Origin of the sequence: Pseudoalteromonas sp. OANN1 (assembly GCF_024124685.1) — a bacterium.
GTDB lineage: Bacteria > Pseudomonadota > Gammaproteobacteria > Enterobacterales > Alteromonadaceae > Pseudoalteromonas > Pseudoalteromonas piscicida.
Window position 1 is genome coordinate 41,178 of the sequence record NZ_JAMXSE010000025.1, and the last position, 26,464, is coordinate 67,641.

A 26,464-nucleotide genomic window follows, 5' to 3' on the forward strand; every position below is an offset into this window, starting at 1 on the left:
CACTGATGGTAACGGTGAGCCACTTTTTAGGCTTTTCGAAGTTTTATGCGAGTTTGCGTAGTAGTCCTTGTGTGTTTTGTTTCATGGTATTCGCCACCATAAAGTAACCAATTACAGCGACGAACGTTGCGCCAGTTGCAGGCCCTAATAGCCAAATATAGGGGTGCAAGCGGCCATCCACATCGAATGTTTGGACTTGGATCACAAACAGTGCAATGTCACTGACCACGGCAGCTACCAGCCCTGCTAATCCGCCAAGTAATAAAAACTCATAAAGCGTGGCGAGTTTTATCAAACGACCTTTGGCACCGAGAGTGCGCAAGATAACGATTTCTTGCATACGTTCGGCAAGGCTTGCCTGAACCTGAGAAATGAGCACCAAAGAACCGCTGATAAGCACGATACTAAGTACAAAGCTAATCGCCAGTGAGACTTGAGAAATCATCGACTGCGCCTGTTTGAGCTGGCTTTGAATGTCGATCATGCTAACTGTCGGATACGCTTTCAAAAACTGGCTAATAACCTTAGTGTCTGCTATTTCAAGCTTGGCGGCAGTAAAGTAAGTCACTGGGAATTGGCCGGCGATTTTATCGTTAAATATCATCACAAAGTTAGGTTTCAGCGAGCCCCAATTGACACTACGTAAACTCGTTACTTTGGCTTCAATTGTTTGGCTATTGATTAGGAAGCTAAGTGTGTCCCCCACTTTTATCCCTACCCGCTCGGCAAGCCCTTGAGCGACGGAAACTTGAAGCGCATCAGAGTCGTCAAACCATTCGCCATCGACTACTTCATTGCCCGCTGGCAATTCATCTAGCCAGGTAAGGTTGAGCTCTCGCCCTACCCCTTCTCGTGCATCTTCGTCTTTTTCTTCACCTTCTTGTAGTGAGACCCTGCGCGCAAACTCTTCGCCATTTAGCGCATTGACACGGCCCAAAAAGACGGGGTAAAAATGTTCATGTTTGATGCCACTTTCATCGAGTTTGCTTTGCATTGGCTGAATTTCTTGTTCCATGATATTGATAAAAAACGCATTAGGTGCGTCTTCTGGAACTTGCATCTGCCAATCTGAGATCATGTCATTTTTCAGTACCACTAAAAACAACATTAATTTGATAGCCAGAGCAAAGCTAATAAGCTGTACCGCATTTGCATTAGCACGTTTTTGCAGTGTGGCAATGGCAAGAGACCAACTTGAGCCAGGGCTCAACCCCAGTTTTCTGCCCGCTGAAAATAACAGTCTTGAGATCACGTATAGCACGGCCATGAGTAGCAAGGTTGCGCCGAATAAAATCGCGGTGATCTTAATATCGCGACTAAATAGCCACATTAATCCAAAAATAGTTAATGCCGAGAGCGCCATATGAATTCGGCTAATCGCGATGGTGTCTCCGAGGTTACGTCTTAGGACGCGCAGCGGCGGGATATCAAATAAATCTAATAGTGGTTTCAATGAAAACATCATTGCACACACTACACCCACAGCAATACTCAACAGCCAAGGCCTGAAGCCTGCTTCAGGCAGGGCTGTATCCATAAAGTTAATCAGGTAAGCGGCCCCAATACTTTGCAGCCCGTAACCGATAGCAAGACCGACTACAACGGAAAAAAAGGTCACTAAAGAAAGGTGTAAAAGATAAATACGGCGGATGGTTTTGCGACTACCACCGAGAGTTTTCATCATGGCGACAGGATCATACTGGCGCTCACAATAGCGCTTTGCAGAAACCGCCATCGCTACGGCAGCGAGCATGATACCGAACAATCCAGCAAGGAGTAAAAAGCTCTCCGAACGAGCTAAGTTTTCACCTAAAGGTGATTGCCTGTCTTTTATTCCCTGCCAAGATTGGTTGCTCTTGAGTTGCGGCTTGAGCCAAGTGTAGTACTCTCCCAGCTGCTGCTCTGTGCCCGAAAATAGTAGGCGATAAAATACTCGGCTTCCGGGTTGAATGGCTTTCGTCACCGCAATATCATCATAATTAATAAGGACGCGTTTGTTCCCCGCCAGCGAGAAGAAAGGGGCATCAGGCTCGCTAATAAGCACCTTACTCACGGTAAACTGCCCTGCCCCTATTTCTACCACGTCGCCAATTTTAAGACTAAGGGAATAAAACAAGCCTTCGCTGAGCCATACATTGCCCTTTTTTGGGGCGGCTTGAACTTGGTAATTCTCGCCATTAAGGCTATCTCTTAAAGTAAGTTTACCTCTAAGTGGATAGGTTTCTGTCACAGCTTTTAGCGCGCCAAGAATTAACTCATCGTTGGCAAATAACATCGAGTCAAAATACACTTGCTTGGCGGTATTTAAGCCAAACTCTCGTGCTGTGGTCAATACTCGGTCGTCGAAATCATGGTTGCTCGAAAGCCGCCTGTCAGCAGCGATAAAATCTGCGGATTTTTGTTCTAGATTCAAACGGATCCGCTCGGTAATGGAAGACAAGCTAAACACAGTCAATACTGCAAGCGCAATTGCAGCTAGGATGATGGTGAGCTCGCCTCGTCTAAATTCCCTAGAGAATAAAGTAAGTGCTAACTTAAACCACATTGACAGCCGCTCCTTGTTTTATTACTTCTAGTTTTCCAGCTTCAATATGAATGATGCGATCACACTGTTGAGCGAGTTGCTCATCATGGGTAACAAGCACCAAAGTGGTGCCATTCTCTTTGTTTAGGTCAAACAGTAAACGCTCGATAAGATGGCCGTTCTTACTGTCTAGATTGGCTGATGGTTCATCGGCGAATAAGATTTTGGGTTTGCCAACAAAGGCTCTGGCTATAGCCACTCGCTGCTGCTCACCACCCGAAAGTTGTGAGGGATAGTGAGTTAGTCGATGAGACAAGCCAACTTTTTCTAATAACTCTGTCGCTTGATTTTTCGCACCTTTGTCCCCAGCTAATTCAGCAGGAAGCATCACATTTTCAAGCGCGGTTAAGCTTTGCACTAACATAAATGACTGAAATACGAAGCCGACTTTTTCTGCTCGCAGTTGAGCTCGAGCTTCTTCATCCATTTTTTGCAATGATTCGCCATCTAAATGAACTTCTCCTTTGGATGCGATATCTAAGCCGGCAAGCAAACTAAGTAAGGTTGACTTACCAGAGCCTGAAGCGCCAACGATTGCCACGGACTCACCTGACTTGACAGTGAAATCGATATCACTAAGGATAGTGAGATTACCTTCGACGGTCGAGACCTGTTTAGTAAGGCCTTTTACTTGGATCATATTTAACTGAGAAAGCACTGACATGAAGTACTATTTCCTAAAGTTGTTGTTCATACTTGTTATTGTAATGACGCCGTTAAGCGCAAATGCCAAGCAAAAACTCATGATAGTTGGTGATAGCTTAAGCGCCGCTTATGGCCTGAAACAAGATGATGGTTGGGTTAAATTGTTACAAAATAAATACGAAACAGAACAAAATCCGATCGAAATTATCAATGTTAGCGTTAGCGGTCAAACAACAGGTAATGCTGTGGCAAAAATAAATCAGCAATTGAAAACGATTTCGCCTACTCATGTATTAATCGAATTGGGCGGTAATGATGGTTTACGTGGCTTCCCTGTTAAAAGGTTAAAGGCAAATCTCACACAACTGGTGCAATCTAGTCAACAAGCTGGCGCCAACGTTGCCGTAATGGAAATCCAAATACCTCCTAACTTAGGTCCACGTTATACCAGTATGTTTACTGAGAGCTACCAACAAGTGACAGAGCAAACCGGTAGCTATCTAATGCCCTACTTTATGTTAGAAGTGGCGGACAAACCGGAGTTAATGCAAAACGATAACTTACACCCAAACAAAGAAGCACAACCTCTAATCCGCGACTTTATGTATAAAGAAATCAATCAATGGTTGGCAAAGTAAGCATACTAAGCACGAAAAAACCCGCTAAGAGCGCGGGTTTGGGTGTGTTTTAGTTTGAAACTTGAACGTCAAGCGATTACTTGAAGTTTGCGATGCTCGTTTTAGTCGCATCTACCGTTTTCCAAGCATATGATTGACCAACTACACCGTAAGGCACACCGCCAAGAGACCAGTTCGGGTTAGCGAAGTAGTCGTACTGTGTTGCATTACCAAATACATGTGGATAAGCCATGATACTGGCGAAGTTGTCTTGTACGCCGTGGCCCATACCGTCAACGTATACACCACCGCTGGTGTCACCTTGTTTGCGTGAATGCGCTAGACCTTGGTTGTGACCAAGCTCATGAACAAATGTTGTTGCACCACAATCGATACCTGTAATGCTGAACATACGGTTGCTCATGCTTGAATATAGGTTGCCATTGCTACCTTGACCTACCCAAGCTAGACCACATGTGATGTAGTTACCATTGCGCTCACCTGTACCAAGTACTGCAACCATATCTGCACGCCAAGTATTACGTAGGTTAGCTACATAGCTGCTGTTAGTCACAGAATCTAACCAAGCACTCGTTGGTGTGATGTTGTAGTTACCTAAATTTTGCGTGCCTGCAAGACGTAGTTGCAGATCGATACCATTTTGGCTGTAAACTTGGTTTGTAAACGCAATCAACTGATTGATTTTAGTGTTAATGTTTGATGTAGCAGCCGCTGACTGATCAGTATAAAGAATGCCGATATCAACGGTGACTGCTGATGCGCTTGCAGATAGAGCGAGTGCTGTTGCCAGCGATGCTGCCTTTACTGTTGTATTCATTGTTTTTCCTTTCTTTTAGTTAACGTTACTTTTGGGTTGAAAAATATCTTCCTTCACAGACACTGAGTTACGTTCTGTTTCGTCATGACTATCATGCGGATGCAGTTCTTCTTCTTTGTGAGAGCGATATAAGTCTCGCTTGGCTGCGATCCAGCCAAATTGGTCTTTTGATTCGAATACATAGTTGCCGCTTGGCGCGGTGAGTTGACCATATACGGCGTCTTTTCCTACCGTCAAAACGGTGGTATGGAAACGACCATCAGCACCTGTGACCTTACCAAAGACGCTTTTATCGCCGTTTTCTGCTAAGGATATGCCGGTCACTTCTGCTACAAATGACTCTTGTGTTTGCGGAATAAGCAATTCAAAGTTATCGCCGCCTTCTAATTTTCTGAGTGTAGGTAAATCAAATTCAATATAAGCTTCATTGTTTAAGTCTTGTGGTAACACCTTTGCGGCTGACAGCACGGCTTTTGCTTTATTCGATACCTTATTCACCGCATAAAAGTCACTGCTTTTTTGTATTGGCGCTGCTGTGATGGTGACTTGCTTAGAACCTTGTTCAAGCGTATCAAGCTCTAGGGTCGCCTTCGACTCATCTTCTGTGTTGTTCGAAACTTGAATTACATTTGCATGTGAAAGTTGAGCTTCAGGCATCATTTTCCAAAAAGCAATTCCAATAAAACCAACAAGTAATGCAACAATGAGCAATCGCATAATCCACCACGAATACGTTAATAAGTGGTGAAATACTATTCATTTTGCGGGTTTGTGATCAACTTTTAATTTACCAAGTGTTTTCATCTGGATTCATTAAAATTAAATATCTTCATGATATATATGTATAAATCTCATTAACAAATCTTTACAATGTGGTGTGGTTAAATGTGTTAAGTAGTGGGGTTGTCAAACTAATGTAACTAAAGTGTGTCTTTTTAAAGTAATTGATTAGATTGACTTTATTTTTTCAATTAGTGGCATTATTTATCTGTTAGTCTCTATCTAGTTGATTTGTATATTTAAAGTTTTCAGCTTTAGTTGACGCTTTTATTCATAGTCCTGATGCGTGTTCAGGGTATTTTGCCATTTGTTTTGAAAACTGTTGTTTGACTTGGTGAAGTAACTGATCGGGAGTGAGCTCTGTAGTATTGTTAATCGCCGGCATAACAACAAAAGTTTTACTACGGTAGTCTATTGCCATAGGCACAATGGGGACTTCGGCGGATTGTGCTATGTAGATAAAACCTTTTTTCCATTCTGAGGTGTATTTACGAGTCCCTTCTGGGGCTAGGCCCAAAATTAATTGGTCGTTGGCATTGAAGATATCGCGAACCTGCGTGACCATACCATGAGGTGTATCTCGCCTAACCGGAATACCGCCCCATTTACGTAATAGCCAGCCAAATGGTGGGATAAAAATGGTGTGCTTGCCTAAAAAACGAATTTCAACATCAAGTGCAAGCTTGACAGCAATGCCAATAAAGAAATCCCAGTTTGATGTATGCGGCGCGACGGCTGCTACGAATTTGTCTTCACTTGGGAAAGTGCCAGCTATCCTCCATCCCATCATCTTAAGCATCAAGTTTCCAAGCTTTCGACCAATAGGGCTGTTTGAGCGTGGGATATTGGGTGGAATATTGATCAAGGTAATGGCCTTCTTTGTTTTTATTATTTATTGATGGTGAATTTATTTTAGTTGACAACTTTAGGTAGCCAGCGCTGGTGTACGATACCATCGTGTAAAATGAACTACTGAATAGGCAGAGAAATCTACAAAAGCATGATTGAACTAATGTCGATCCCTTACTGCTGTATCCCCGCCCCAGATTAATTAACCAAAGCCGATAATTCAAGTTTCAATAGCTTGTCGCTCTGAGCTAGGTTTAGTTGGGTGATATGCACTGGTGGATAGGTTGCCAAGTATATTTGGGGTTAAACAGGGTATCCCTTGTGTGGCCACTCAAGTTTGGGTTTTGCAGTTTTAATGCTTTTCTCTCTTCAAATTTAGCTTTTGCAATGGCTTCACGAGTAATTGGGTGATTGAAAAACAGTTTATCAAACGAGCCGTCTTCTATTGCTTTGTTGAGGCCATAGGTAAGGCGCTCCTTGAGTCGACGATTGTCTTTATTGACGAAAAAATACATGGCGGCGGGATAACAAAACGCGAACTTGGACTCTACTACTGCACTATTCATACTTTGTAACTCGGTCCATGGTTCGTGAAGCGCACGAGGAAAGAGCTCAAAGCGCTTTTCTTCTAGCATTTTAGGTAAAAGGGATGCCATGCTAGTAACCACAACAAAGCCATTTTTTTCGTAGATTGAGGTATCAGGCCAATCGATACCACTACCAAGTGTTAAGCTCATTAATTGGGCGGGAGAGTGAAGTAGAGAGAGTCTTTCTTCGCTATCTTTGTGGATAAGAAATAAACGCGCGCCCATCATTCCTTTTAGTAGCGGCACATATACCGTCGCTAAACTCTTTTCTCTTTTGATGGATGTCATACTCCAGTGAACATCTAAAAGCTTCCCTTGCTCCAAAATTTCTAAGGTGCGTCCTTGAGGGGTATGATCGAAAGAGTTTTCACTGAGTTGGTAAGCGCCATATTTATCGCGGCTCTTATTTAGAGCCAGCCTTAATAACGCGATGTAGTAGTCTTGTTTTGGATCTGCAAATTCTTTAGAGATGTTATAGCGCACTAAATCGTTTGCACAGACGCTAAATGACGTCAGTAATATGCAGGTCAACACCAGCTTTATTGAGGCTATCATTCCTTTTCCTCATCGTGCATTAAAAAGTATTCTTTAACTTTAGCGCAGAACTTGAGTTGATAAAGTAAAAAAGACACCGAAGTGCCTTTTTACTTTAGCGAGTTAGATAACCTAAAACGTGACGCTTAGCCAATCATCATTGCCATCAAAGTGCAGCGACCTGACTTTTCCTTTGCCTTCGAAGTTTACTAAATTGACTTGTTCTGACCACACATCTCTGAGTACATTGTGACGCATTTTAAGCTCTGTTATTGGTGAGAACAGCGGGGTTTCTTGATATACCCAAAAGAATTGGCCATCGATTTCCGCACCAACCAAATTTAAAGGCAGCACTTTCCCTGCGCCTGTTTTGATTTCAACGTGCTTACTGACATAATCCGCAAAGCTTGCTCTATCTGCAGCATTGTTAAAGATGTCGGCATTGTGACTCAGTAGGCTCTCTATCGCGTGCTCAGTATCATGGAGATAAAATCTGTGCATGATCTCGATATTGCCACTGCGTTCGTTAAATAAAACAGTGGTGATCGCTGCTTTTAATTGGTGCGCCTGACAAAGCGGCGAAATCAGCACCAGTAAACAGGCTAAGCGCCAGGTTTTCATTAGTTATCCTTTTTCTCTTCGAATGGTTTTAGCTCGGCTTTCACGTCTTGCATGATATCGCGATACACTTTACCTTCACGCTCTTTCTTTTTATAGAGTTCTAGGCGGGATTCTATAATGCGCCTTGGGTAATGGTTATTCTCGATATCAACGTCAGCAGTTTCCCATCGCGGATCAACAGTCACGGATGCAAGCGGCTTATCTTTATCTGTAATAATTAGCTTGCTGACGTTACGGGCATTGCGACGCCAAATCTCGGCAGGGATAGTTCGCTCTTCTTTGCTACCATCTTGGTACGTGAGCTCAAGTAAGATTGGCATCACGAGTCCACCGACATTACTAAACTTAAGCACATAATAGTTTTTGTCTTCTTTTACCGCGCGCTCAAGGGTACGTTTTTCCCAAGGTTTAAGCTCAGATAAAAACTCACGATACTCATTTCGTTCTTCATTGGTTACCGTAAACTGGTCATTACTATCGTAAAAGTCTGTTATGTCTTGGTTTTTATCAATCCAAAGTGCGCGCCCTTGTTCTTGATTGCGTTTGACGAATAACGACATTGGTTTGTTCTTTTCAAACTCACGTAGACGGCCAAAGTCGATGTCTGGGTTTTTGGTGTCTAACCGCAATTGATAGATTTTATCCAATGAGATATCGACATGATCTGTGCTGTAAAACCAGCCGCGCCAGAACCAATCTAAATCGACCCCAGAAGCTTCCTCCATCGTTCTAAAGAAGTCGGCAGGCGTTGGGCGTTTATATTTCCAGCGTAGGGCATATTCTTTAAATGCAAAATCGAATAGCTCACGACCTAAAATCACCTCGCGCAGAATGTTAAGAGCCGCTGCTGGCTTAGTGTAGGCATTTGGACCTAAGTGCAATACGCTGTCTGATTGTGTCATGATGGGAGACTGATCTTCAGATTTCATGTAGGCAGCAACATCTCTTGGCTCAACGCCCCAAGGAATGGTGGGATCCCATTCGCGGCCAGCAACGCCATCTAAAAAGCTGTTGAGGCCCTCATCCATCCATGTCCACTGGCGCTCGTCTGAGTTGACTATCATCGGGAAGTAGATATGCCCTACTTCGTGAATGACAACGCCGATTAAAAAACGTTTCTCGGCCAGTGAATAGGTGCGAGAGCCATCATCTTGCAATTTCGTACGAGGACCATTGAAAGTGATCATCGGATACTCCATCCCACCGACAGGACCATTTACCGACTGCGCGGTTGGATAGGGGTAATCAAACGAGAAGCGTGAATAGACTTCCATGGTATGAATAACGGCTTCGGTGGAGTATTTTTTCCACAAGTCCCCCCCCTCTTTGGGGAAAAATGACATGGCCATCACGAGAGGCTGCTCGTCACCACCTTGCTGATAGCCTTTAGCATCCCACATAAATTTACGTGATGAAGCCCAAGCAAAATCGCGCACATTTTTGGCCTTAAAGCGCCACGTTTTAGTGTCATCTGTGCCGGCTTTTTCGTTTTCTAGCGCTTCTTCTTCAGTAACGATGAATACCGGGCGTTTTGCTGTTTTTGCTTGCGCTAGTCTGTCACGCTGGGTTTTGCTCAGAACTTGCTTTGGGTTATCTAACTCACCGGTTGCAGAAACGATATGATCGGCTGGCACCGTGATTTCAACGTCGTAGTCACCAAATTCGAGCGTGAATTCACCACTGCCAAGAAACGCCTTGTTGGTCCAAGCTTCATAATCTGTATACGCCGTTAGACGAGGGAACCATTGCGCGAGCAAAAAGATGTCATTACCATCTTTTTCAAAGTGCTCATAACCCGAACGTGCGCCAACCGCATCTTCTTCAACAATATTAAAGGCGAAGTCCATGCTAAATTGCAGATCTTTACCTGATTTGAGCGGTTCGTTTAGGTCAACACGCATCATGGTATCAACAATCGTGATCTTGAGCTGTTTACCGCGACCGTCCTTGACATTATTAATGACAAAACCAAGTTCTGTGTCATCCATAAACTGCTGACGTCTGAGTTGATTTAGTGAAATTTTTGCATGTTTTGCAACCGGATTACTCTGTAATTCGTTCCCAAAAGTTGCAGTGCGTTCAGCGATTGAATCGTTTTTGAAGATATTTTGGTCTAATTGTAGCCATAAATATTTGAGGGTGTGAGGAGAGTTATTTTTGTAATTTATGGTCTGCGTAGCGGTTAATCTTTTGGCTTTCTCGTCCAAATTTACATCAATATCATAATCCACCTTTTGTTGCCAATAACGCTCTCCGGGCTCACCGGCTGCACTACGGTAGATATTTGGGGTAGGTAAGGCTTCATCTAATTGGCGAAACTTATCTTCAAAATGCCCTTTGGTTTGTGAAATGGCGCTGGCGTGTGCGACACCGGATAGCGCGAGTGCAACCAATAAAGGCATAGCTGGTGTTGATTTTTTCATTGTTATTTCCCGTTTTATCATGCCAAGGCATTGACCGATAAACATTTTTATTTCAGTTTTTTGCTCTGAGTGAGTAGAGGGGATTTGCATGGTGACAAAGGAAGACAAATAAAACCTTCTACGTGTCAATAAACTGACAAATAAAAACACATAAATCAAAGTTTTGAGATAAAGTAACAAGATTTGGACTCGACTGAAATTAGACTGTTTTGAGTGTTTTTTAATCTATTGTTTTTGATAGAAAAAATACAGTGGTCTAAAAAATTAATTTGTATGCCAAAAAGGTATTTTGCTGGGTTATTGTCTACATTTTATAAATAAATAAAGAAAACAAAATTAGTTGTTGATATTGACCCAAGTTTGTCTTTAAAATCGCGCACTTTACAATCTCTGGGTAAAACTGGCGTTAGTTTTGCTCTGTACTAAATACCCGTTTAGCGAATCGAATGTGGTGGGCAGTATGGATTTCTACATACTAAAAAAACAAGAGAAGTTTGTTGCAATTCCTGCAGACGAACAAAACTGTAAAGATTATTTAGATGACGGCTATTTTTATGTTGATAAAGTAGCTGCCTGTAACGAGAAATCGGCGATTAAACGCGTGCAAGATAAGCATAGTCGTGTTTTCAAGTTACCTGCTAAATTCTTTTTACTGGCATTACCTATAATCATTTTTGCTTGGTGGCAGTTGACTCACTAAGCTGTTAAAGCGTCAATATTCACAAGACGAATATTGCTCGACGATGCTATATTAGCGTTTCTATAGGAAAAGGAACGCTAAATGAAGGTTTTACACACGTCTGACTGGCACTTAGGGCAATCGTTTTACGAGCATGACCGCAGTGAAGAGCATCAGCTGTTTTTAGACTGGCTATGCGATGCGCTGGTTGAACAGCAAGTCGATGTACTGTTGATCAGCGGTGATATTTTTCATACCGCAACACCGCCCGCCAGTGCTGAAAAGCAACTGTATACCTTTATCCAAAAAGCATCTCAACTGTGCCCTCAGCTGCACATTATTCTGATTGCTGGCAACCACGATTCCGCTAATCGCATTGAAACCGCAAAACCACTCTTAACCTTATTTAACACCCATGTTATTGGACGTTTTAACAAGCAAGCGCCGGAACAGGTTGTTATCGATTTACCCATCGCAGCGCAGCATATGCATGTTGTGGCAATGCCATTTTTACGCAGTGCTGATTTACCAAAACCGCTAGATGACGAGTTTGACTATCAAGCAGGGGTGCAATTAGCTTATCAGCATGCGCTAAGTACGATAGAAGAAGTGAAAGGCCCTATTGTGCTAATGGGGCATCTGCACGCCAAGGGGGGAACGATTTCTGAAGATTCTGAGCGTAACCTCAACATTGGCGGTTTTGATGCGGTATCTGCAGGCGTGTTTGGCGAGCAGTTTGACTATGTTGCGTTAGGTCATTTACATAAAGCGCAAACCGTCGCTAAGCAAAGTGCTATCAGATACTGCGGCACACCTTTGCCAATGTCATTTTCCGAACGCAATTATAAGCATCAGGTATTGCTCGCTGAATTTAACGAGCAAGGTCTGGTCGATGTAAACCCCCTTTACGTTCCCCGTTTTAAAGATGTGTTATATATCCCTGAAGATGGTGCAAAGCGCTTGGCTGAATTATGCGAAGCTATCGCGGCGCAGGATTTTAGCAAGTTCGATAGCGCTCCCTATGTTCGCTTAAAATTATCTGCAGCTGAAACCAATAGCCGCTTTCGAGCCGAGATTGATGAAGCGCTAAAAGGGAAGGATATTAAGTTTTGTGGTATTGAGCGGGTGTCTAAAGGCGCAGCCGCCAGTGAGTGGTTGTTTGAAGATTTGGGCAAAGTTGAATCGTTATCGCCCAATACCTTGTTGGATATCGCCTATCGCGAAATTGAACCTGAGCAGGAAAAAGCACCCGCGACATTGCATGAAAAATTAGCTGAAGTGATCGCGAGCATGGAGGAGTAGGGCGATGAAACTTGAAAAAATATTGATCACCAACCTTGCCTCTATAGAAAGTGCAGAAGTCGACTTTACTGCGGCACCACTCAAAGACACCGGTCTTTATGCCATTACTGGTGATACAGGGGCGGGAAAAAGCACTTTACTGGATGCGATTTGTCTCGCGTTTTATGGCAAAACCGCACGGTTGAAATCGGACGACAAAGAGAAAGTTGCCTTTAATGGCGATAACATTAAATTAAATGACCCGCGAAACTTATTGCGTCGGGGCTGTGTTGCGGCTTCTGCGAGCGTGGTTTTTATTGCCCAAGATAGTAAACGTTATCAAGCTACCTGGTCGGTAGAGCGCGCTAGAAAAAGCCCTAAAGGTAATTTAAAAACCGCCACTATAGAGTTGTTTAGCCTACCTGATATGACCCTAGTCTGTGAGAAGAAAAAAGAAACAGAACAAAAAATCGAACAGCTAGTCGGGCTTAACTTTGAACAGTTTACTCGAGCTGTGTTGCTTGCTCAGCATGAATTCTCTGCGTTTTTGAAGGCTGGGGGAGATGAACGGGCTCAGTTACTAGAATGTCTTACGGGTACCGAAAAGTTCAGCAATATAGGTAAAGCGGTTTTTGAAGCGCACAAACAAAAGAAAATCGAGCTGCAATCCCTGCAAGATAGGCTAGGTCAAATTGTGCTCTTGTCACCAGAGCAGCTTGCAGAACTTGAAGCACAAAAGTTGGGATTGCTTGATACAAGAAATCGACAACAAGAGACAAGCACAAAGCTGCAAGCTCAGCTGCAATGGCTCGCGGATGTCGAGCTAAGAAAGCAAAAAATAGCTGAGGTGGAACACACGCTAAAAACGCTTGAGCAGCAAATAGAAGAGGGAAAGCCACAGCAGGAATATGCGCAGCAAGTCTTAAAAGCCAATGAGATGCGTGATAATCGTGAGCAGCATGAGCTGGCGGATAAACGCGTTGCGCAGCTATCTCAAGAGCGGCTAGCATTGCAGCAACAAGATTTTGCATCCGCTATTGCAACGCTTAAAGCAAAACAGCAGCAACTGGAACAGCAGCTTATTACGCAGCAAGCCAATTTTGTAAAGTTAGAACCAAGCTTTAATACCATTCGTCTATTGGATGAAAAGCTGAGCCTACACAAAGCGCAAGAACGAGAAACTAAGCCTTATCTCGATAAGCATGCCAATCTTATTGCGCAACATGAAGCTGCGATACAGAAGTATCACGTGCAACAAGGCGAAATCGCTACTGAATTACAGCAGCTAGAGCATGAGCAAGCGAACTTGCACTCAGTTAGCAATATTGCCGGGCAATGGAGCGTGGTTCAGCCTCAATTTGATGATCTGCAAAAGTACCAACAACAACGCAACGATCATGAAACCCAGTTGCAAAAATTACCGAATGAACAGCAAGCGCTAGGTACGCAATTGAGCAAACATGAGGCTGAGGTACAGCACCTACAAAAGGTTTACGACACCGAAGCCAGCGCGCTCTCAGCGTTAAAAGAAGCACTCGCACCTTTGACTCAACAAGACCTAAATTTGGCATTACAGAACTGGTCTCTATGCGTTCAAGCCTATCGTAGTATTGAAGAAGGGGATGCCTTGCTGCATCAGTTACGATCGCAACAAACTCAGCATCATATTGGCTTGGAAAGGCTTGAGATACTGATCCGAGATACCAAGCAGCAAGATGAGCTGTCTAAACAGCGCCTAGCCCTAACTCGTGATAATTTGGAGCAAGTGCAGTTACGCGCAAGTGAGCGGATCAGCGATTTACGCGCTCAATTGCGAGCAGGGCAAGAATGCATGGTATGTGGCTCAAAAGAACATCCTTATGGTGTAGAGCACATCGATGCCCATTGGGAGCAGTTACTATCGGATTTTCGGTCTCAGTATCAAGCTGCTGAGCAAGCTCGGGAACAGGTGTTGCAGCGTTATAATCAACAAGTCGGTGAAAAAGAGCGTGAAAATGCGCTATGGCAGTCAGTCACTCAGGAAATTGCTCACTGCACTAAGCAAATAAATGAGAATCGCGCTCGACTAGATGCGTTGAGTGATGAGTATAAAGTTGGCAGCGCTGAGCAAGCTGAATTGCAACTCGTGAGTATTCAGTCACGGCTAAATGAACTATCCAAGTTACGCAATAATATCGACCGCCAGTGGCAATTGGTTCAGCAGGCACAACAACACCTCGAGCAGGCTAAACATAAAGGGCAGGCACTTCAGCAGCAGCACCATGATTTAGGTAATCATATTGCCTTTTTGCGAACCGAATATGATCAGCTATCACAGACAGTGGATGCCTTACGCAATCGACTTGAAGCGTTAATTTCCGATAAGTCGTGGTGGCAAGACTTTGATTCATCTCCTCAAGCTGCCATTAGGCAACTTAAAACAGGGGTGCAAACTTGGCTAAAAACCACCGAGCGTAAAGATGCATTAACGGCGAATAAAGTTCAGCTAGAGCATCAATTACATCTTGTCAGTCAACAAAAACAAGATGAGGCGCAGCGGCTTGAAGAATTAGAACATACGCTTATACAACATCAGCAGAATATTGAACGCCTCAATCGCGAACGCGCTGAATACTTGCCACAGCAGCACACCAGCTTGGATGATTGGATTGCAGAGCTTAAGCAGCAAGAACTGCAAAGCCGAGAGCAGATCACACAAACCCAGCTGGCGCTGAGCCAAACCGAAGCGCAGCGTGAAAAGGCTCAGCACAGCCTGACGCAGCTAGAAAAGCAAATTGCCGAGCAAACATCGCGGTTGCAGCAACTTGATGTACGCTTTGAACAATGGTTGCTCGACCAGCAGGGGCAGCTAGACAAAGTAAAAGTATTAGCATTACTTGAGGTTTCGTTAGATGAAGCTCGAGCGAATTTAGAAAAGTGTGCGCAAGTTCAGCAAGCCTTTCAAAACACTAAGCTGCAGCTTAGTCATCAGCGTGAAGAACTCAGCCTACTTGAAAGTAAATACCCTGATGGGGTTGATAGTGAACAAGTTAAGCAAAGTCATACCGAGATGACGCAAGCACTTGAGCAAACTCAAAATCAGTTGCTACAAGTGCAAAGTGCATTAGAGGTCGATGCTCAGAATAAACAACAATTCTCTTTGCAAGCGGCAAATCTCGCTCAGCAGCAACAAGACTACGAGCAATGGCATTTGTTAGATAAGCTATTAGGCGACGCAACAGGCAAAAAGCTGCGTAATTGCGCGCAAACACAAACGTTAAAAATCTTATTACAGTATGCTAACCAGCAATTGCATACGCTTTCTAGACGTTATCTGCTTACCAATATTGAGCAGTCTTTAGAAATTGCGGTGATAGATAAAGACATGGCTGACGAACAACGTAGCGTCAACACCTTGTCTGGAGGAGAGTCCTTCTTGGTATCTTTATCTTTAGCACTTGGACTTGCTGCACTTTCATCAAATAAAGTGCAAATACATTCATTATTCATTGATGAAGGGTTTGGTACGTTAGACCCTGAGACGCTAGGTGTCGCGATTGATGCACTAGACGCGTTGCAATCACAAGGCCGCAAGGTTGGAGTGATCTCGCATGTTGCTCAGATGAGCGAGCGGATCGCCACCCGTATCCATGTGAATAAACAGCCGGGAGGCTACTCATCTTTAAATTTAGTACCACAAACATAAGGAAATTTGGATGCCGACTTTTACGGGCGAAGAAGCCCAAAACTACGACTCGAGGATCACAAAACTGGTGCCAGGTTATGCGTTAATTCACCAACTTACTGGGGCACAACTTTTAGCACTTTACCCAGATAGCGCAACCATTTTGGTTGTGGGTGCAGGGACAGGCAAAGAAATTGTAGAGCTTGCTCAGCTAAACCCGAGTTGGCGGTTTATAGCGCAAGATGTATCTGCTGATATGTTGGCAATTGCAGATCAGCATTTTACTAAGTTAAGCCTACAGGAGCGCGTGCAGATCCATCATGGCGCGATTTCACCACAGGCCTATCAAGCGGATGCGGTACTGTGCTTGCTGGTGATGCACTTTGTAAAAGATAACGGTGATAAAGCAAGCTTGTTTAAGCAAATGAGTGAGCAGCTAAAGTCGGATGGGCGTCTTTTTATTGCCGACTTAGAAAAACCTGCGACAAGCTTTGAACGTGAAGCGCAATTAATCGTTTGCAAACAACTTGGGCTGACTGATGTTGGCGAGCAGCGCATGAGGGTGAATTTAGAGCATGAGTTTTACCCCTTGGATAAGATGCGTCTTGCAGAGCTGCTAGACACCGCAGGTTTTGGCATTGCTAAACCTTTCTTCAAAGCCCTTGGGTTTGCAGGCTTTGTGGTAGAAAAACAGTAGTTTTTTATCTAAATAACCTGAGGTTCGGATAAATAAGCCAGACCATATTCGGGTGTGGCTTTTCCTTTCTTACTTTTTCAATGTAGCTTGTATTAAGTTAGTAAAATAATGATCTATACCAAACCAATTGCTGCTCCGCTAATAGCGTCGCCGCGCTTTATCTAAACCTCAAGTCATTTACTTCTAAAAAGTTAGTAAAACTCTGATCTCAATGACTGTGATACGGAAGGTAGATCAGTATTTTACTTAGTAAAAATTTGATCTATTCACGAATTGGTATGCAGTTCAGTTGTCGCCTAATATCTAACCTTGTCTTATTATCTCTACTAACTTATTGATTTTTATATTACTAAGTTGGCGATAATCCAAAAATGGCGAAATGATAAGGCGCAAGTTATAGTCAACGGCGAACTCATCATCTAGCCAAATTAGATTGTTAGTAAAAATCTGATCTCTGAGCAATGATTTCGCGTAGATGCGTCCTGCAATAATATGCCAATCGTATGTTTTTGCTGAAAAATCAGGCGTTGAGAAGAGCAGGGCTTCTTGACTTGAAGCTTGAAGTAATGCGCTATCACGATATGACTGCCAAGTTGAATAGTTAGTAATATCGTGATCTGGCAGCCTTGCAGCAAATAAGAACTTGGCAAAAACATTGAAGATTTTCCGCCAACCATTGCCGCAATGCGCATTAATATGTTCGATCTCCCTATTGGCTAACGCACTGACTTGCATCAAATTATTATAAGGTTCTATGCTTGGTGGATGTTCAATATAAAACGCAACTTTACCCGTTGCTACACCCAAACCATGAGTTAGTATTTTTTTGCTCTGTGCTGTATTCATCATACTTTGCTGCGAACTATTCATTTGCACGTAAGTTTAAAATAAATAAGGTGAAATTGGCATGGTAAGGGTCTCAATTTAAATTTTATTCTTACTAGGTAAAAATCGAACCTATCGTTAATCTTAGTGCTTGGTTTCTACGTATGACATTAAGATGGAATATGGAGAACTTATATGAAAGTACGTCAGTTATTTTTCACGGTGATTTTGGTGCTTGTAGTTTCAGCATGCACAGGGCTGCCTGAGGGCATTAAACCAGTTAAAGACTTTAATGTTGAGCGTTATACTGGCACCTGGTATGAAATTGCGCGATTAGATCACTCATTTGAAAGGGGAATGCAGAACGTCACGGCGACGTATAGCCAAAATCCTGACGGTTCAATTAAAGTCGTCAATAAGGGATATGTAACAGAGGAAGGGGAGTGGAAAGAAGCGATTGGCAAAGCTAAGTTTGTTGCAAATGATGAAATAGCGCATCTGAAAGTGTCATTTTTTGGTCCGTTTTATGGCAGTTATGTGGTATTCGAGTTAGATGAGGATTACCAATATGCATTTGTTACCAGCTACAACCGTGATTACCTTTGGTTGCTTTCTAGAGCACCTAAAGTGTCCGATACCGTAATGAACAAGTTTAAAACCATGTCAGAACAATATGGTTTTAACACCAATGAACTTATCTATATGAGACACAAACCCATTCAAAAAGAATAGTGTAAACCCCCTTTACACTAAAGTTCCTTTTATGGGTATTTTAACTTACTAACAGAAGGGAGGCTGTATGTAGGTTGAGTCTAAGTGTCTTATTCCTGTAGGAAATGGTTAATAAATCATTCAGTCAACTGTAACAGGAACACTTCACACTGTTGCACGCTTTACAAAAAATAATACTTAGGAACTGGAGTAACTCATGAAGCGTGTAGCATATTCTCTTATTGCAGCGGCAGTTGCAATGGCACTTACAGCCTGTGATGGTGACGACGGAGCACAAGGTCCTGCGGGTCCTCAAGGTGAGCAGGGCACTGCTGGCCAAGATGGTGCAAACGGTACTAATGGCTCAAATGGTACAAACGGCACAAATGGACAAAATGGTACTGATGGCCAGGACGGTCAAAATGGACAAGACGGCCAAAATGGTCGTGATGGTAGTTACAGCGTACCTGGCCTTGTTCGCATCGCAACCGTCCCAGCTGGTGCTGAAGTAACAGGTCTATTTCTTTCTGAAGGGGGTGACTTGTTCTTCAATGTACAGCACCCAAATGATACCAACACAGCTACTGATAAGTTCAATAGCAAGCCATTCAATACGGGTACTGTTGGTGTACTAACCGGTGTGAACTTTAATAATTTACCTGCAAATATCCCAAGCGCGCCAGTTCCTGCTTCGACCATGGAACAACAAACCGTGATTTCTGCAATTGGTCAATATCAAATTCTAGGCCAAACAGGTGATACATTCGCAAACCTTGGCACTAAGGGGTTAGCAGGTGGTTTGGGTGTACATTACAGCATCTCAACTGGTGAAGAAATCATTAAAAATGATAACCCTGATTTCAATGGTTATATTCCAGTCGATGCAAACACAGGTTACCTATTCACAAACTGGGAAGCGTACCCAGGTGGTGTCAGTCGTTTGAAAATGAGTAAAGCGACAACGGGTAAATGGTCAATCGAAGAAGCCATGATGGTAGACTTTGACGGTGTTAAAGGCACTGCTGCTAACTGCTTTGGTTCAGTATCACCTTGGGGCACACCGCTGACTTCGGAAGAATGGATTGTCTGGTCTGAAGTTGATTCAACACAAGATCCACAGTGGAATAACCCTGCTGAAACAGGTAACGACACAATGGAAGCGTTAATGGCACCTGATTTCCCTAACCCTTATCGCTACGGTTACATTGCAGAAATCAAAAATCCTACAACCGAAACGCCTGATGTTGTAAAACACTTTACAATCGGTCGTTATGAGCATGAAAACTCAGTTGTAATGCCTGACCGTCGTACTGTCTATTCCTCACAAGATGATACCGGTGGCGTATTATTTAAATTTGTTGCAGATCAACCAGAAGACTTAAGTGCAGGTACCCTATACGCAGCAAAGCTAACTCAAGATGCAGGCCTTACCGATCCGGCTGTAACTGGCTTTGACATTAGCTGGGTTGAGCTTGGTAGCGGCAGTAATGCACAGATTGAAACTTGGGTGGCCGAATACGACGGCATCAATGAGACTGACTATGTTGAAGGTCAAACAAGCTATCTGTCTGTTGCTGATGTAAAAGCGTGGGCAGAAGGTGCTGCTACTTATCCAACAGTTGCAAACGGTGGCGGTAAAGTAACGGCAGGTAAAGCGATGGACAACCGTGCTATCTTCCTTGAGTCTCGTCAGGCTGCACGCCAAAAAGGCGCTACGGCTGAATGGCGTAAACTTGAAGGCTTAAGCATCAACCATAACCGCGTACTTGAGGCGGTAACTGGTCAAGATGTTGTTGCCGGTGAGGTGGTAGATAAAGCCTATATGTATATCGGTATCTCGGATATCGACAACACCATGATTGATGGCGAAGGTGACATGCAGCTTTCTGCGCGTGTTAAAGATTGTGGCGGTGTATACCGTGCTCATATCGATAACAACTATAACTTAACTCGCATTGAACCGGTTGTCATGGGTGCAACTTACCGCTCGTCACTAACTGGCGCTGAGCGTTGTGACGTCAATCAGCTTTCGCAGCCTGATAACGTAATCGTAATGGAAGATGGTCGCATCATCATTGGTGAAGATGGCTTCCAAGAAAACAACACGCTTTGGCTTTATGACCCTAAAGCAAAATAATTAAGCAAGTAGCAGCGCACTTCATGGTGCGCTGCTTTTTTTTAGCAAAATTTTGGAGTCATAAAAATGAAATACGTTAGCCTAACTCTAGTGGCATTGACGAGCGTAGCCTTGTTTGGTTGTAATGATGAACAGACCCAAGGGCTAACCAATACCGCACTTATGTCGGCGCAAACTACAACACCTTATAAGCAGGGTGATGATATTCCTGCGGCCGCATTTATGCAGCACAATGAAGTCTATAACCCTGAATCAGTGATCCCACCTCAGTGTTACACCAAAACGGATGGCGTGAATAACCCTTGCTATGCCTGCCATCAATCATATGATGAAAAAAACCGACCAAACATGATGCGTGATGCCAATTTACAAGGCGCCTATGAGTTTTCCGATCTTGGATTTAAAAACCACTGGAAAAATTTGTTTAAAGATCGTTCTGAGCTTATCAAAGGTATCTCAGATCAAGATATTACTAACTGGGTTAACCAAGATAATTACAGCCCTTTCATCGAAAAACTAAAAAATAACCCCGACTGGAAAGGTGAGATCACCCCGCTTAACAACTTGGCATATCCGGAAAAAGCCTTCGATGAGCTTGGTATAGCAAAAGACGGCAGTGGCTGGGTGGCATTCAATTATAAGCCTTTTCCTAGTACTTTTTGGCCAACCAATGGCTCGACGGGGGATGTCATGATCCGTCTTGCTGACGCCTTCAGAGAAAAGGGCGAAACGTATAATCAGGACGTCTATCTTGCCAACTTAAGTCTGGTTGAAATGGCTGTAAAGGGGCTTGACGAAATATCAACGCCAGTGATTTCTGAATCGCGAGTTGGCGTAGATTTAAATGGTGATGGCAAACTCACACAGATCACCAGCATGCTGCGCAGTGAACGTTACCTTGGTGATGCCAATCCTATCGAGCTTGCTCATCAGTTATATCCACAAGACACTGAATTCTTACACACCGTTCGGTATATTGGAGTGGATGATAATGGCCAAGTATTTAATGCGCCAAGAATGAAAGAAGTGCGCTACATGAAGAAGCACAACTTTAAATCCAAACAATCACTCGGTGCTGCTTACTACAGAGAAGCTAAAGAAAAGTCATTCGAAAATTACCCACAAACGCTTTATTTGGGCGACCAAGGGATCAATAACAACTTCGGTTGGACAATTAACGGTTATATTGAAGACAAAAATGGTGCGCTTCGTCCGCAACATGAGCAAGAGCTTGCTTTTTGTAATGGTTGTCACAAAACCATTGGCTCAACCTATGACCAAACCTTCTCGTTTGCGCGTAAAGTTGAAGGCAAACTGGGTTGGGGTTATATCAATTTAAAAGAGATGCAAGACGTACCTAACAAAGGCGAAGAGCAGGGCGAGTTCTTGACCTATATGATGCGTGTTGGCGGTGGGGATGAGTTTAGGCAAAACCAAGAGATGCTAATGCGCTGGTTTAACAAGGATGGTACGGTAAACAGCAAAAAAGTGCAGTCTGCGAAAAACCTTTATGAATTGATCACACCATCAAAACCACGTGCGCTGGCACTAAATAAAGCCTATTTAACTATTGTCAAAGAGCAAAGTTACCTATTCGGTCGTGACGCCACTATAGTAAAAGCACGCAATGTGCTTGAACAAGTCGATGATTCTCAACAGCCTCTAGAGCCAGAGCACCGATACGTGTGGGATATGCAGCTGGATTGGAATAAAGCCGAGAAAAAATGGTAGGAGCTCAATGAGCTCCTACATCAGATTTAACCTTTTTTAAAGGTTAACAAACGCTTTGGGGATCTCAGGACGAAGGTCCCTAGGAGAAAAATAAGTAAAAGCATATGCATGTTGCCAGAGCTTTTCTCTGGTGGTGTTTTTGGCTGATTTTTCACACTGATTTCAACCATCTTAGTTTCTGAGTTTGCGAAACCATCAGATACAAAGTACTCAAAGTGGAAACTTTGTGGTGTACTTTCATTCGCTGTAAATTTTACCACCCCTGTTTGGCTATCAAGAATGAAATTTGCAAGCTTATTTGGGTTACTCACAGTGTAAATAAGTAGGTCTGAGTCAGCATCGTTACCATCAAGTTTAATTGTTGTCAGCTCATTTCGTACAGCATCAAACGCTAAGTTCTCGGCGGTTGGTGTGCTGTTGGTGAGTTTAATCGATACAATGCCAGTTTCAGAGTCCACATAACCATCATTTACTTTGTATTGTATATGGACGTCACCGCAACAAGATGTGGGTGTAAATAGTAAAATCCCGGCTTCTCTATCAAGCCATGTGAGCCCTTCGATATTTTCTTTATTTAGCAAGGAATAGCTTAAAGATGTTGAATCGTCGTCTTCTGCAGGTAATGTAATCTTTAAGGGCTTATTCCAGTGAGTAGCCACTTCAATATTGTTTATTTGTGGTTGGGCATTGTAGACTTCAATGTTGACATCCCCTTTTGCGACTTCCCACTCTCCCTGCGTTGCACTATATTCTAAGTATTCATGGCCAAGAGACTGTGGCTGATATAAAAAGCGCTGACTAGGTGCAGGATCTATTGAGCTTAGCTCCCCATGACGGGTGAAATTTGTGAAAGCGTAGGAGGTATTTTCATGTTTTTCTGGTAGCGTAATAGATAATTGCTCGCTAATATGAACTCTATAGTCGAGTGGCGGTATTACTTCCTGATTTGGCTGACCTTTTGCGATTTCAAACACTTGGGGAGCGGATCCAGATGTCACCAAAAACTTACTATCGTTCACTACCGAAGTATTAACATAGCCGTTATTGGCAACCCCATTGATTTCCCAATCTATTTGCTGAGAAAATGTATCAAGCTGGCCGAACTTTGTACTGCAAGAATAGATCAGTGAATGTGGGCCACTTTGGTGTAACCCGACCGGCACATCACCTTCACACACTTTTGTGATTGGAAGTGGAGTTTCGCTTGTATTGATCACAAGAATGGCACCATCTTTCGTTAAGGCATAAGTGCCAATTTCTTCATGGTATGCTGCAGATGCTATGTCGACATATGACCCGTCACCAATTTGCTGAAATTCTGAATCAAATTGGTAATACCATGTAGAATCCTGCACTTGAACATATAACCCATGCAATAGATGGCTCTCTATCGTTCTTGCGTAGACAAGCTTTTTAAGTGGTTCGACATGAAACTCTAGAGGGAGAGTAACACTATCTAGACTGTTTTCATTGGCTTCTTCTTGAGTGGTAACAATGAAGCGATGAGGATATTTGTCGAGTAGCAAATACGTATAGAAGAGTTTATCTAGCTTTCCATCGTTGTTGAAATCATCATAAAATTCAAACTTTTTGCTTGTGAGGTACTCGGCAAATTCAGAATCATACGTATACCTTGAGAGTGTATCGCTGTTTTGTAAGCTGATTTTGGTTCTCATGTTCTTGGTGTAAGTTCCCCCGCTCATTGCACTTTCAAAAAGCGTTTTGGAGTGGCAAGATAATTGCGCTTGATCGTTGTTGACATCCTCAATCATATTCTGCTGAGAATGCATACAGCGAACATCATATTCTGGTAACATGGCTTGCTGTGAAGCGACATGAGTATCAAAAATAATGTTTTGACGGTTAAATTCAGTAGTATAAATCAAATCTACTTTACCATCGAAAGTGATGTCTCCATAGTAGGTTATAAAACGATGGACGTATCTAAGGTCATGATCGAAGCGATAGCATTTTGCTGCGGGAGCATTTCTTTTTAAGTCTCTAACACAGTATCGGTATCGCTCAAACTGCCGTTCGAGGCCTCTTGTGCTCGATGACCAAGTTATCAACTTATCAGTTTCTGTTTGATTTATTGGATGGACTATTCGGTGCTCATCTGGCAGTCCGAAAATAGCTTCAATTCGTTGAGAAATACTATCAAAGATCTCAACTTGAGAATCAGCGTCATTTTGCATTAAGATTTCGTGAATACCGTCCTTATTTTCATCTAAAGTCTTTAAGAAGTTTTTGCCAGATAATACATTTGCATTGGCATTACCCACCACCGTTAACTGTTCCGCGATGAGCTCATAGATAGCTCCTGTGGACAGCAATATCTGTTTACGATTCTCAGCAGTAAAGCTACCTGCGAGCATGCTACCACCAACATCAGATAGTTTTCGAACTTCGGTATTACTGTCGATGGATACTGCGTATATTGAACTTGCTGTTGTAATCAACACCTCGCTTTGTTTCCACGGCGATTTTTGCAAAGAAACAATGGGAGATGTTGATATTTCAGTCGAATTAATAAGAGTTTTACTATTAGTATCAATAACTAATAATCGATTTTCTGCTGCTAAGACTAAAAACTGAGACGCAGTGTTATTTACAGTAACAAGTACATGTTTACTTGTAGCTGCACCAAGTAACATTCTTTGATTAACGATAAAACGATCATCTTTTTTGACTAAGAAAGTCACATAATTAGAATTGTCGATTGTGTCGACTAATACTATTTCATGCTCTCCATTTGGTTTTTTCTCTGCGTGTAAAACTTTTTCAAATTGTCTAATTTCAGAGAGGTTGAAATAAGACTGTGGTAATTCATTTTGAGCTTGAGCAAATGAAGCTGTAAGAAGAAGTGCTAGAGCAAAGCTATTACTTACTTTTAAATGTACACTCTGCATACATAATCCTTTTGTTTTATAAGAACTTTATATTTAAGGGGGTATCATGAGTTACTTACATTGTTTATTATCAGTAACTTAGTTCGGCTGTTTTTTTATGAAAAGCTTTTTGTCGAAAGAATATAGCACGAGTTATTGTTGGATAGCAGTAAGTAGTTAATTCTGGTTCACCTAATTATATCTCTGTGTAAATCATGAAGAGTTGGGAATGGTTGTTGATTGAAAAAGTTAGCGGTAATAGTCATTTTTATTAGCCTTTGCATTCTATTTTCTCTGAGCTTGTACGAAAATACTCATAAAATACCGGCAAGTAACGATATTAATGTCGTTGAAAAACCTTCCATAATAGAAGCTTATGCGAGCAAGAAAACTGTAAGTAATGAAGTCATAACCCAATCGGATCATTTAGATCGTGAGCGTCTATTTCAAAATGCAAACAACATAAGAATATGCAGAAGAGTGCCTAAAACGCAGAGTGAACTCGACACTTGGGCTGAACGAGCGCATGCTAATGATGAGTACTATGAAATCATAGATAGTATGCATAGAAAATTTAAAATGTGCTTAGGCATCGCAGATCGCGATGGCCCTTATGTTGACATGTTGATAGAAGCTGCTGAAAAGGGCTCAGATAAAGCGGTGTCTTTGCTTTGGCTACTGGGCGACGTTGAGCTGGTTGATGAGCTGAAGTTAAAAGATGTCCCAAGAGATGAACAAGTTTCGCGTCGACAAGCATTTATCACGACTAAGTATCGCTTAGCGCACAAGGTCGCACTTCAAGGTGGTGAGAGTTCGATGCTAAAGCTTATCTCTGGCTTTCAACACTTAGATCCACAAACTGGTGGGCAGGATTATGTTAAGTCTCTCGCTTTTGCTTACTTTTTTGTAGAAGTGGTGAGTAACAGTAACGTATTTGGCAGAGTTGAGTGGACTATCAGAGATCTCGAGGGAAAAATGTCACCAGAAGAAATTGCTCAAGCCAACGAACTGACCCGTGACTTTTTAGCGCAGCATAGAGCGCTATAGACCTTGAAGGTAAGATAAAACTTAAGCTCGGAGCAGAGCTGAGTTACTCTTCTCGTTTTCTGGATCAGAATTTAACTAACCAATAGTATTCCTTTGGCGCTTAGATCAGGATTTTACTAAGCTAGTCCGAAAACAAGACTATCAGATCATATTTTTACTAACTGATTAAGCTAATTGAGCTCATTAGATCACGATTTTACTAACTTACCTTAGTTTGAGTTAGTAAATTTGCGCTGTATACCGCCATTATTGCTGATATTTTATGCTAAATGATGTGGTTTCAAAGAGTTAACAAAGGAATGTTAGTAAAATTGTGATCTAAAAAA

19 protein-coding genes are annotated in these 26,464 nt (G+C 42.7%); 9 read left to right on the top strand and 10 right to left on the bottom strand.

Going from position 1 to position 26,464, the window contains the following annotated elements; translation table 11 throughout:
* Window positions 1-43: 43 nt before the first annotated feature.
* Both NH462_RS18360 and NH462_RS18365 read right to left on the bottom strand, forming a co-directional pair.
* Entirely contained in the window at window positions 44-2,545 is a 2,502-nt protein-coding gene (locus NH462_RS18360; RefSeq protein WP_253107079.1) for an FtsX-like permease family protein, read from the bottom strand.
* Window positions 2,535-3,248, bottom strand: a complete 714-nt coding sequence (locus NH462_RS18365; protein ID WP_010376092.1) for an ABC transporter ATP-binding protein — start codon at window positions 3,246-3,248, stop codon at window positions 2,535-2,537. The genes NH462_RS18360 and NH462_RS18365 overlap by 11 nt, the downstream gene beginning before the upstream one ends.
* Between NH462_RS18365 and NH462_RS18370 the strand changes: the two genes are divergently transcribed.
* Window positions 3,247-3,867, top strand: coding sequence for an arylesterase (locus NH462_RS18370; protein ID WP_010376088.1), 621 nt, complete (start codon window positions 3,247-3,249; stop codon window positions 3,865-3,867). The genes NH462_RS18365 and NH462_RS18370 overlap by 2 nt on opposite strands.
* 76 nt (window positions 3,868-3,943) lie before the next feature.
* On the opposite strand, the gene NH462_RS18375 is transcribed toward NH462_RS18370, so the two are convergent.
* The 6 genes from NH462_RS18375 to NH462_RS18400 all read right to left on the bottom strand — a co-directional run bounded on the left by NH462_RS18375 (window position 3,944) and on the right by NH462_RS18400 (window position 10,478).
* On the bottom strand, window positions 3,944-4,684 hold the full coding sequence (locus tag NH462_RS18375; protein ID WP_039495419.1) for a reprolysin-like metallopeptidase: 741 nt from the start codon (window positions 4,682-4,684) through the stop codon (window positions 3,944-3,946).
* A 15-nt stretch (window positions 4,685-4,699) separates the two neighbouring features.
* The gene (locus NH462_RS18380; RefSeq protein WP_010376083.1) at window positions 4,700-5,401 is read right to left on the bottom strand and encodes a hypothetical protein; all 702 of its coding nucleotides are present in this window, start codon (window positions 5,399-5,401) and stop codon (window positions 4,700-4,702) included.
* A gap of 334 nt (window positions 5,402-5,735) precedes the next feature.
* On the bottom strand, window positions 5,736-6,329 hold the full coding sequence (locus NH462_RS18385; RefSeq protein WP_308375416.1) for a 1-acyl-sn-glycerol-3-phosphate acyltransferase: 594 nt from the start codon (window positions 6,327-6,329) through the stop codon (window positions 5,736-5,738).
* 238 nt (window positions 6,330-6,567) lie between these two features.
* Window positions 6,568-7,455, bottom strand: a complete 888-nt coding sequence (locus NH462_RS18390) for a hypothetical protein (protein ID WP_253107083.1) — start codon at window positions 7,453-7,455, stop codon at window positions 6,568-6,570.
* A 111-nt stretch (window positions 7,456-7,566) separates the two neighbouring features.
* Entirely contained in the window at window positions 7,567-8,055 is a 489-nt protein-coding gene (locus NH462_RS18395; RefSeq protein ID WP_253107084.1) for a DUF6702 family protein, read from the bottom strand.
* Entirely contained in the window at window positions 8,055-10,478 is a 2,424-nt protein-coding gene (locus NH462_RS18400) for a M1 family aminopeptidase (protein ID WP_253107085.1), read from the bottom strand. Before NH462_RS18400 ends, NH462_RS18395 begins: the two co-directional genes overlap by 1 nt.
* A gap of 460 nt (window positions 10,479-10,938) precedes the next feature.
* Between NH462_RS18400 and NH462_RS18405 the strand changes: the two genes are divergently transcribed.
* The 4 genes from NH462_RS18405 to NH462_RS18420 all read left to right on the top strand — a co-directional run bounded on the left by NH462_RS18405 (window position 10,939) and on the right by NH462_RS18420 (window position 16,799).
* Window positions 10,939-11,178 carry a hypothetical protein gene (locus tag NH462_RS18405; protein ID WP_010376069.1) on the top strand — a complete coding sequence of 80 codons (240 nt, stop codon included), beginning with the start codon at window positions 10,939-10,941 and terminating at the stop codon, window positions 11,176-11,178.
* 81 nt (window positions 11,179-11,259) lie between these two features.
* Entirely contained in the window at window positions 11,260-12,459 is a 1,200-nt protein-coding gene (gene sbcD / locus NH462_RS18410) for an exonuclease subunit SbcD (protein WP_253107086.1), read from the top strand.
* 4 nt (window positions 12,460-12,463) lie between these two features.
* Entirely contained in the window at window positions 12,464-16,123 is a 3,660-nt protein-coding gene (locus tag NH462_RS18415; protein WP_253107087.1) for an AAA family ATPase, read from the top strand.
* Between the two features lie 10 nt (window positions 16,124-16,133).
* Window positions 16,134-16,799: a class I SAM-dependent methyltransferase gene (locus NH462_RS18420; protein WP_253107088.1), complete on the top strand. Its 666-nt coding sequence runs from the start codon at window positions 16,134-16,136 to the stop codon at window positions 16,797-16,799.
* A 303-nt stretch (window positions 16,800-17,102) separates the two neighbouring features.
* Here the strand turns inward: NH462_RS18420 and NH462_RS18425 are convergent, their stop codons facing one another.
* A complete protein-coding gene (locus NH462_RS18425; RefSeq protein ID WP_366034083.1) occupies window positions 17,103-17,645 on the bottom strand; it encodes a hypothetical protein in 543 nt (180 codons plus the stop codon).
* 174 nt (window positions 17,646-17,819) lie between these two features.
* Between NH462_RS18425 and NH462_RS18430 the strand changes: the two genes are divergently transcribed.
* The 3 genes from NH462_RS18430 to NH462_RS18440 all read left to right on the top strand — a co-directional run bounded on the left by NH462_RS18430 (window position 17,820) and on the right by NH462_RS18440 (window position 22,203).
* Complete coding sequence (locus tag NH462_RS18430; RefSeq protein ID WP_253107092.1) at window positions 17,820-18,356, top strand: lipocalin family protein; 537 nt, start codon at window positions 17,820-17,822, stop codon at window positions 18,354-18,356.
* 196 nt (window positions 18,357-18,552) lie between these two features.
* Window positions 18,553-20,472 (top strand): alkaline phosphatase PhoX, encoded by a 1,920-nt coding sequence (locus tag NH462_RS18435; protein ID WP_039495438.1) that lies wholly within the window; start codon window positions 18,553-18,555, stop codon window positions 20,470-20,472.
* A 66-nt stretch (window positions 20,473-20,538) separates the two neighbouring features.
* Window positions 20,539-22,203, top strand: coding sequence for a hypothetical protein (locus NH462_RS18440; RefSeq protein ID WP_253107094.1), 1,665 nt, complete (start codon window positions 20,539-20,541; stop codon window positions 22,201-22,203).
* A gap of 26 nt (window positions 22,204-22,229) precedes the next feature.
* Here the strand turns inward: NH462_RS18440 and NH462_RS18445 are convergent, their stop codons facing one another.
* Window positions 22,230-25,112: a hypothetical protein gene (locus NH462_RS18445; protein ID WP_253107096.1), complete on the bottom strand. Its 2,883-nt coding sequence runs from the start codon at window positions 25,110-25,112 to the stop codon at window positions 22,230-22,232.
* Window positions 25,113-25,571: 459 nt separating this feature from the next.
* On the opposite strand from NH462_RS18445, the gene NH462_RS18450 reads away from it, so the two are divergent.
* Window positions 25,572-26,138, top strand: coding sequence for a hypothetical protein (locus tag NH462_RS18450; RefSeq protein ID WP_253107098.1), 567 nt, complete (start codon window positions 25,572-25,574; stop codon window positions 26,136-26,138).
* Window positions 26,139-26,464: the final 326 nt, after the last annotated feature.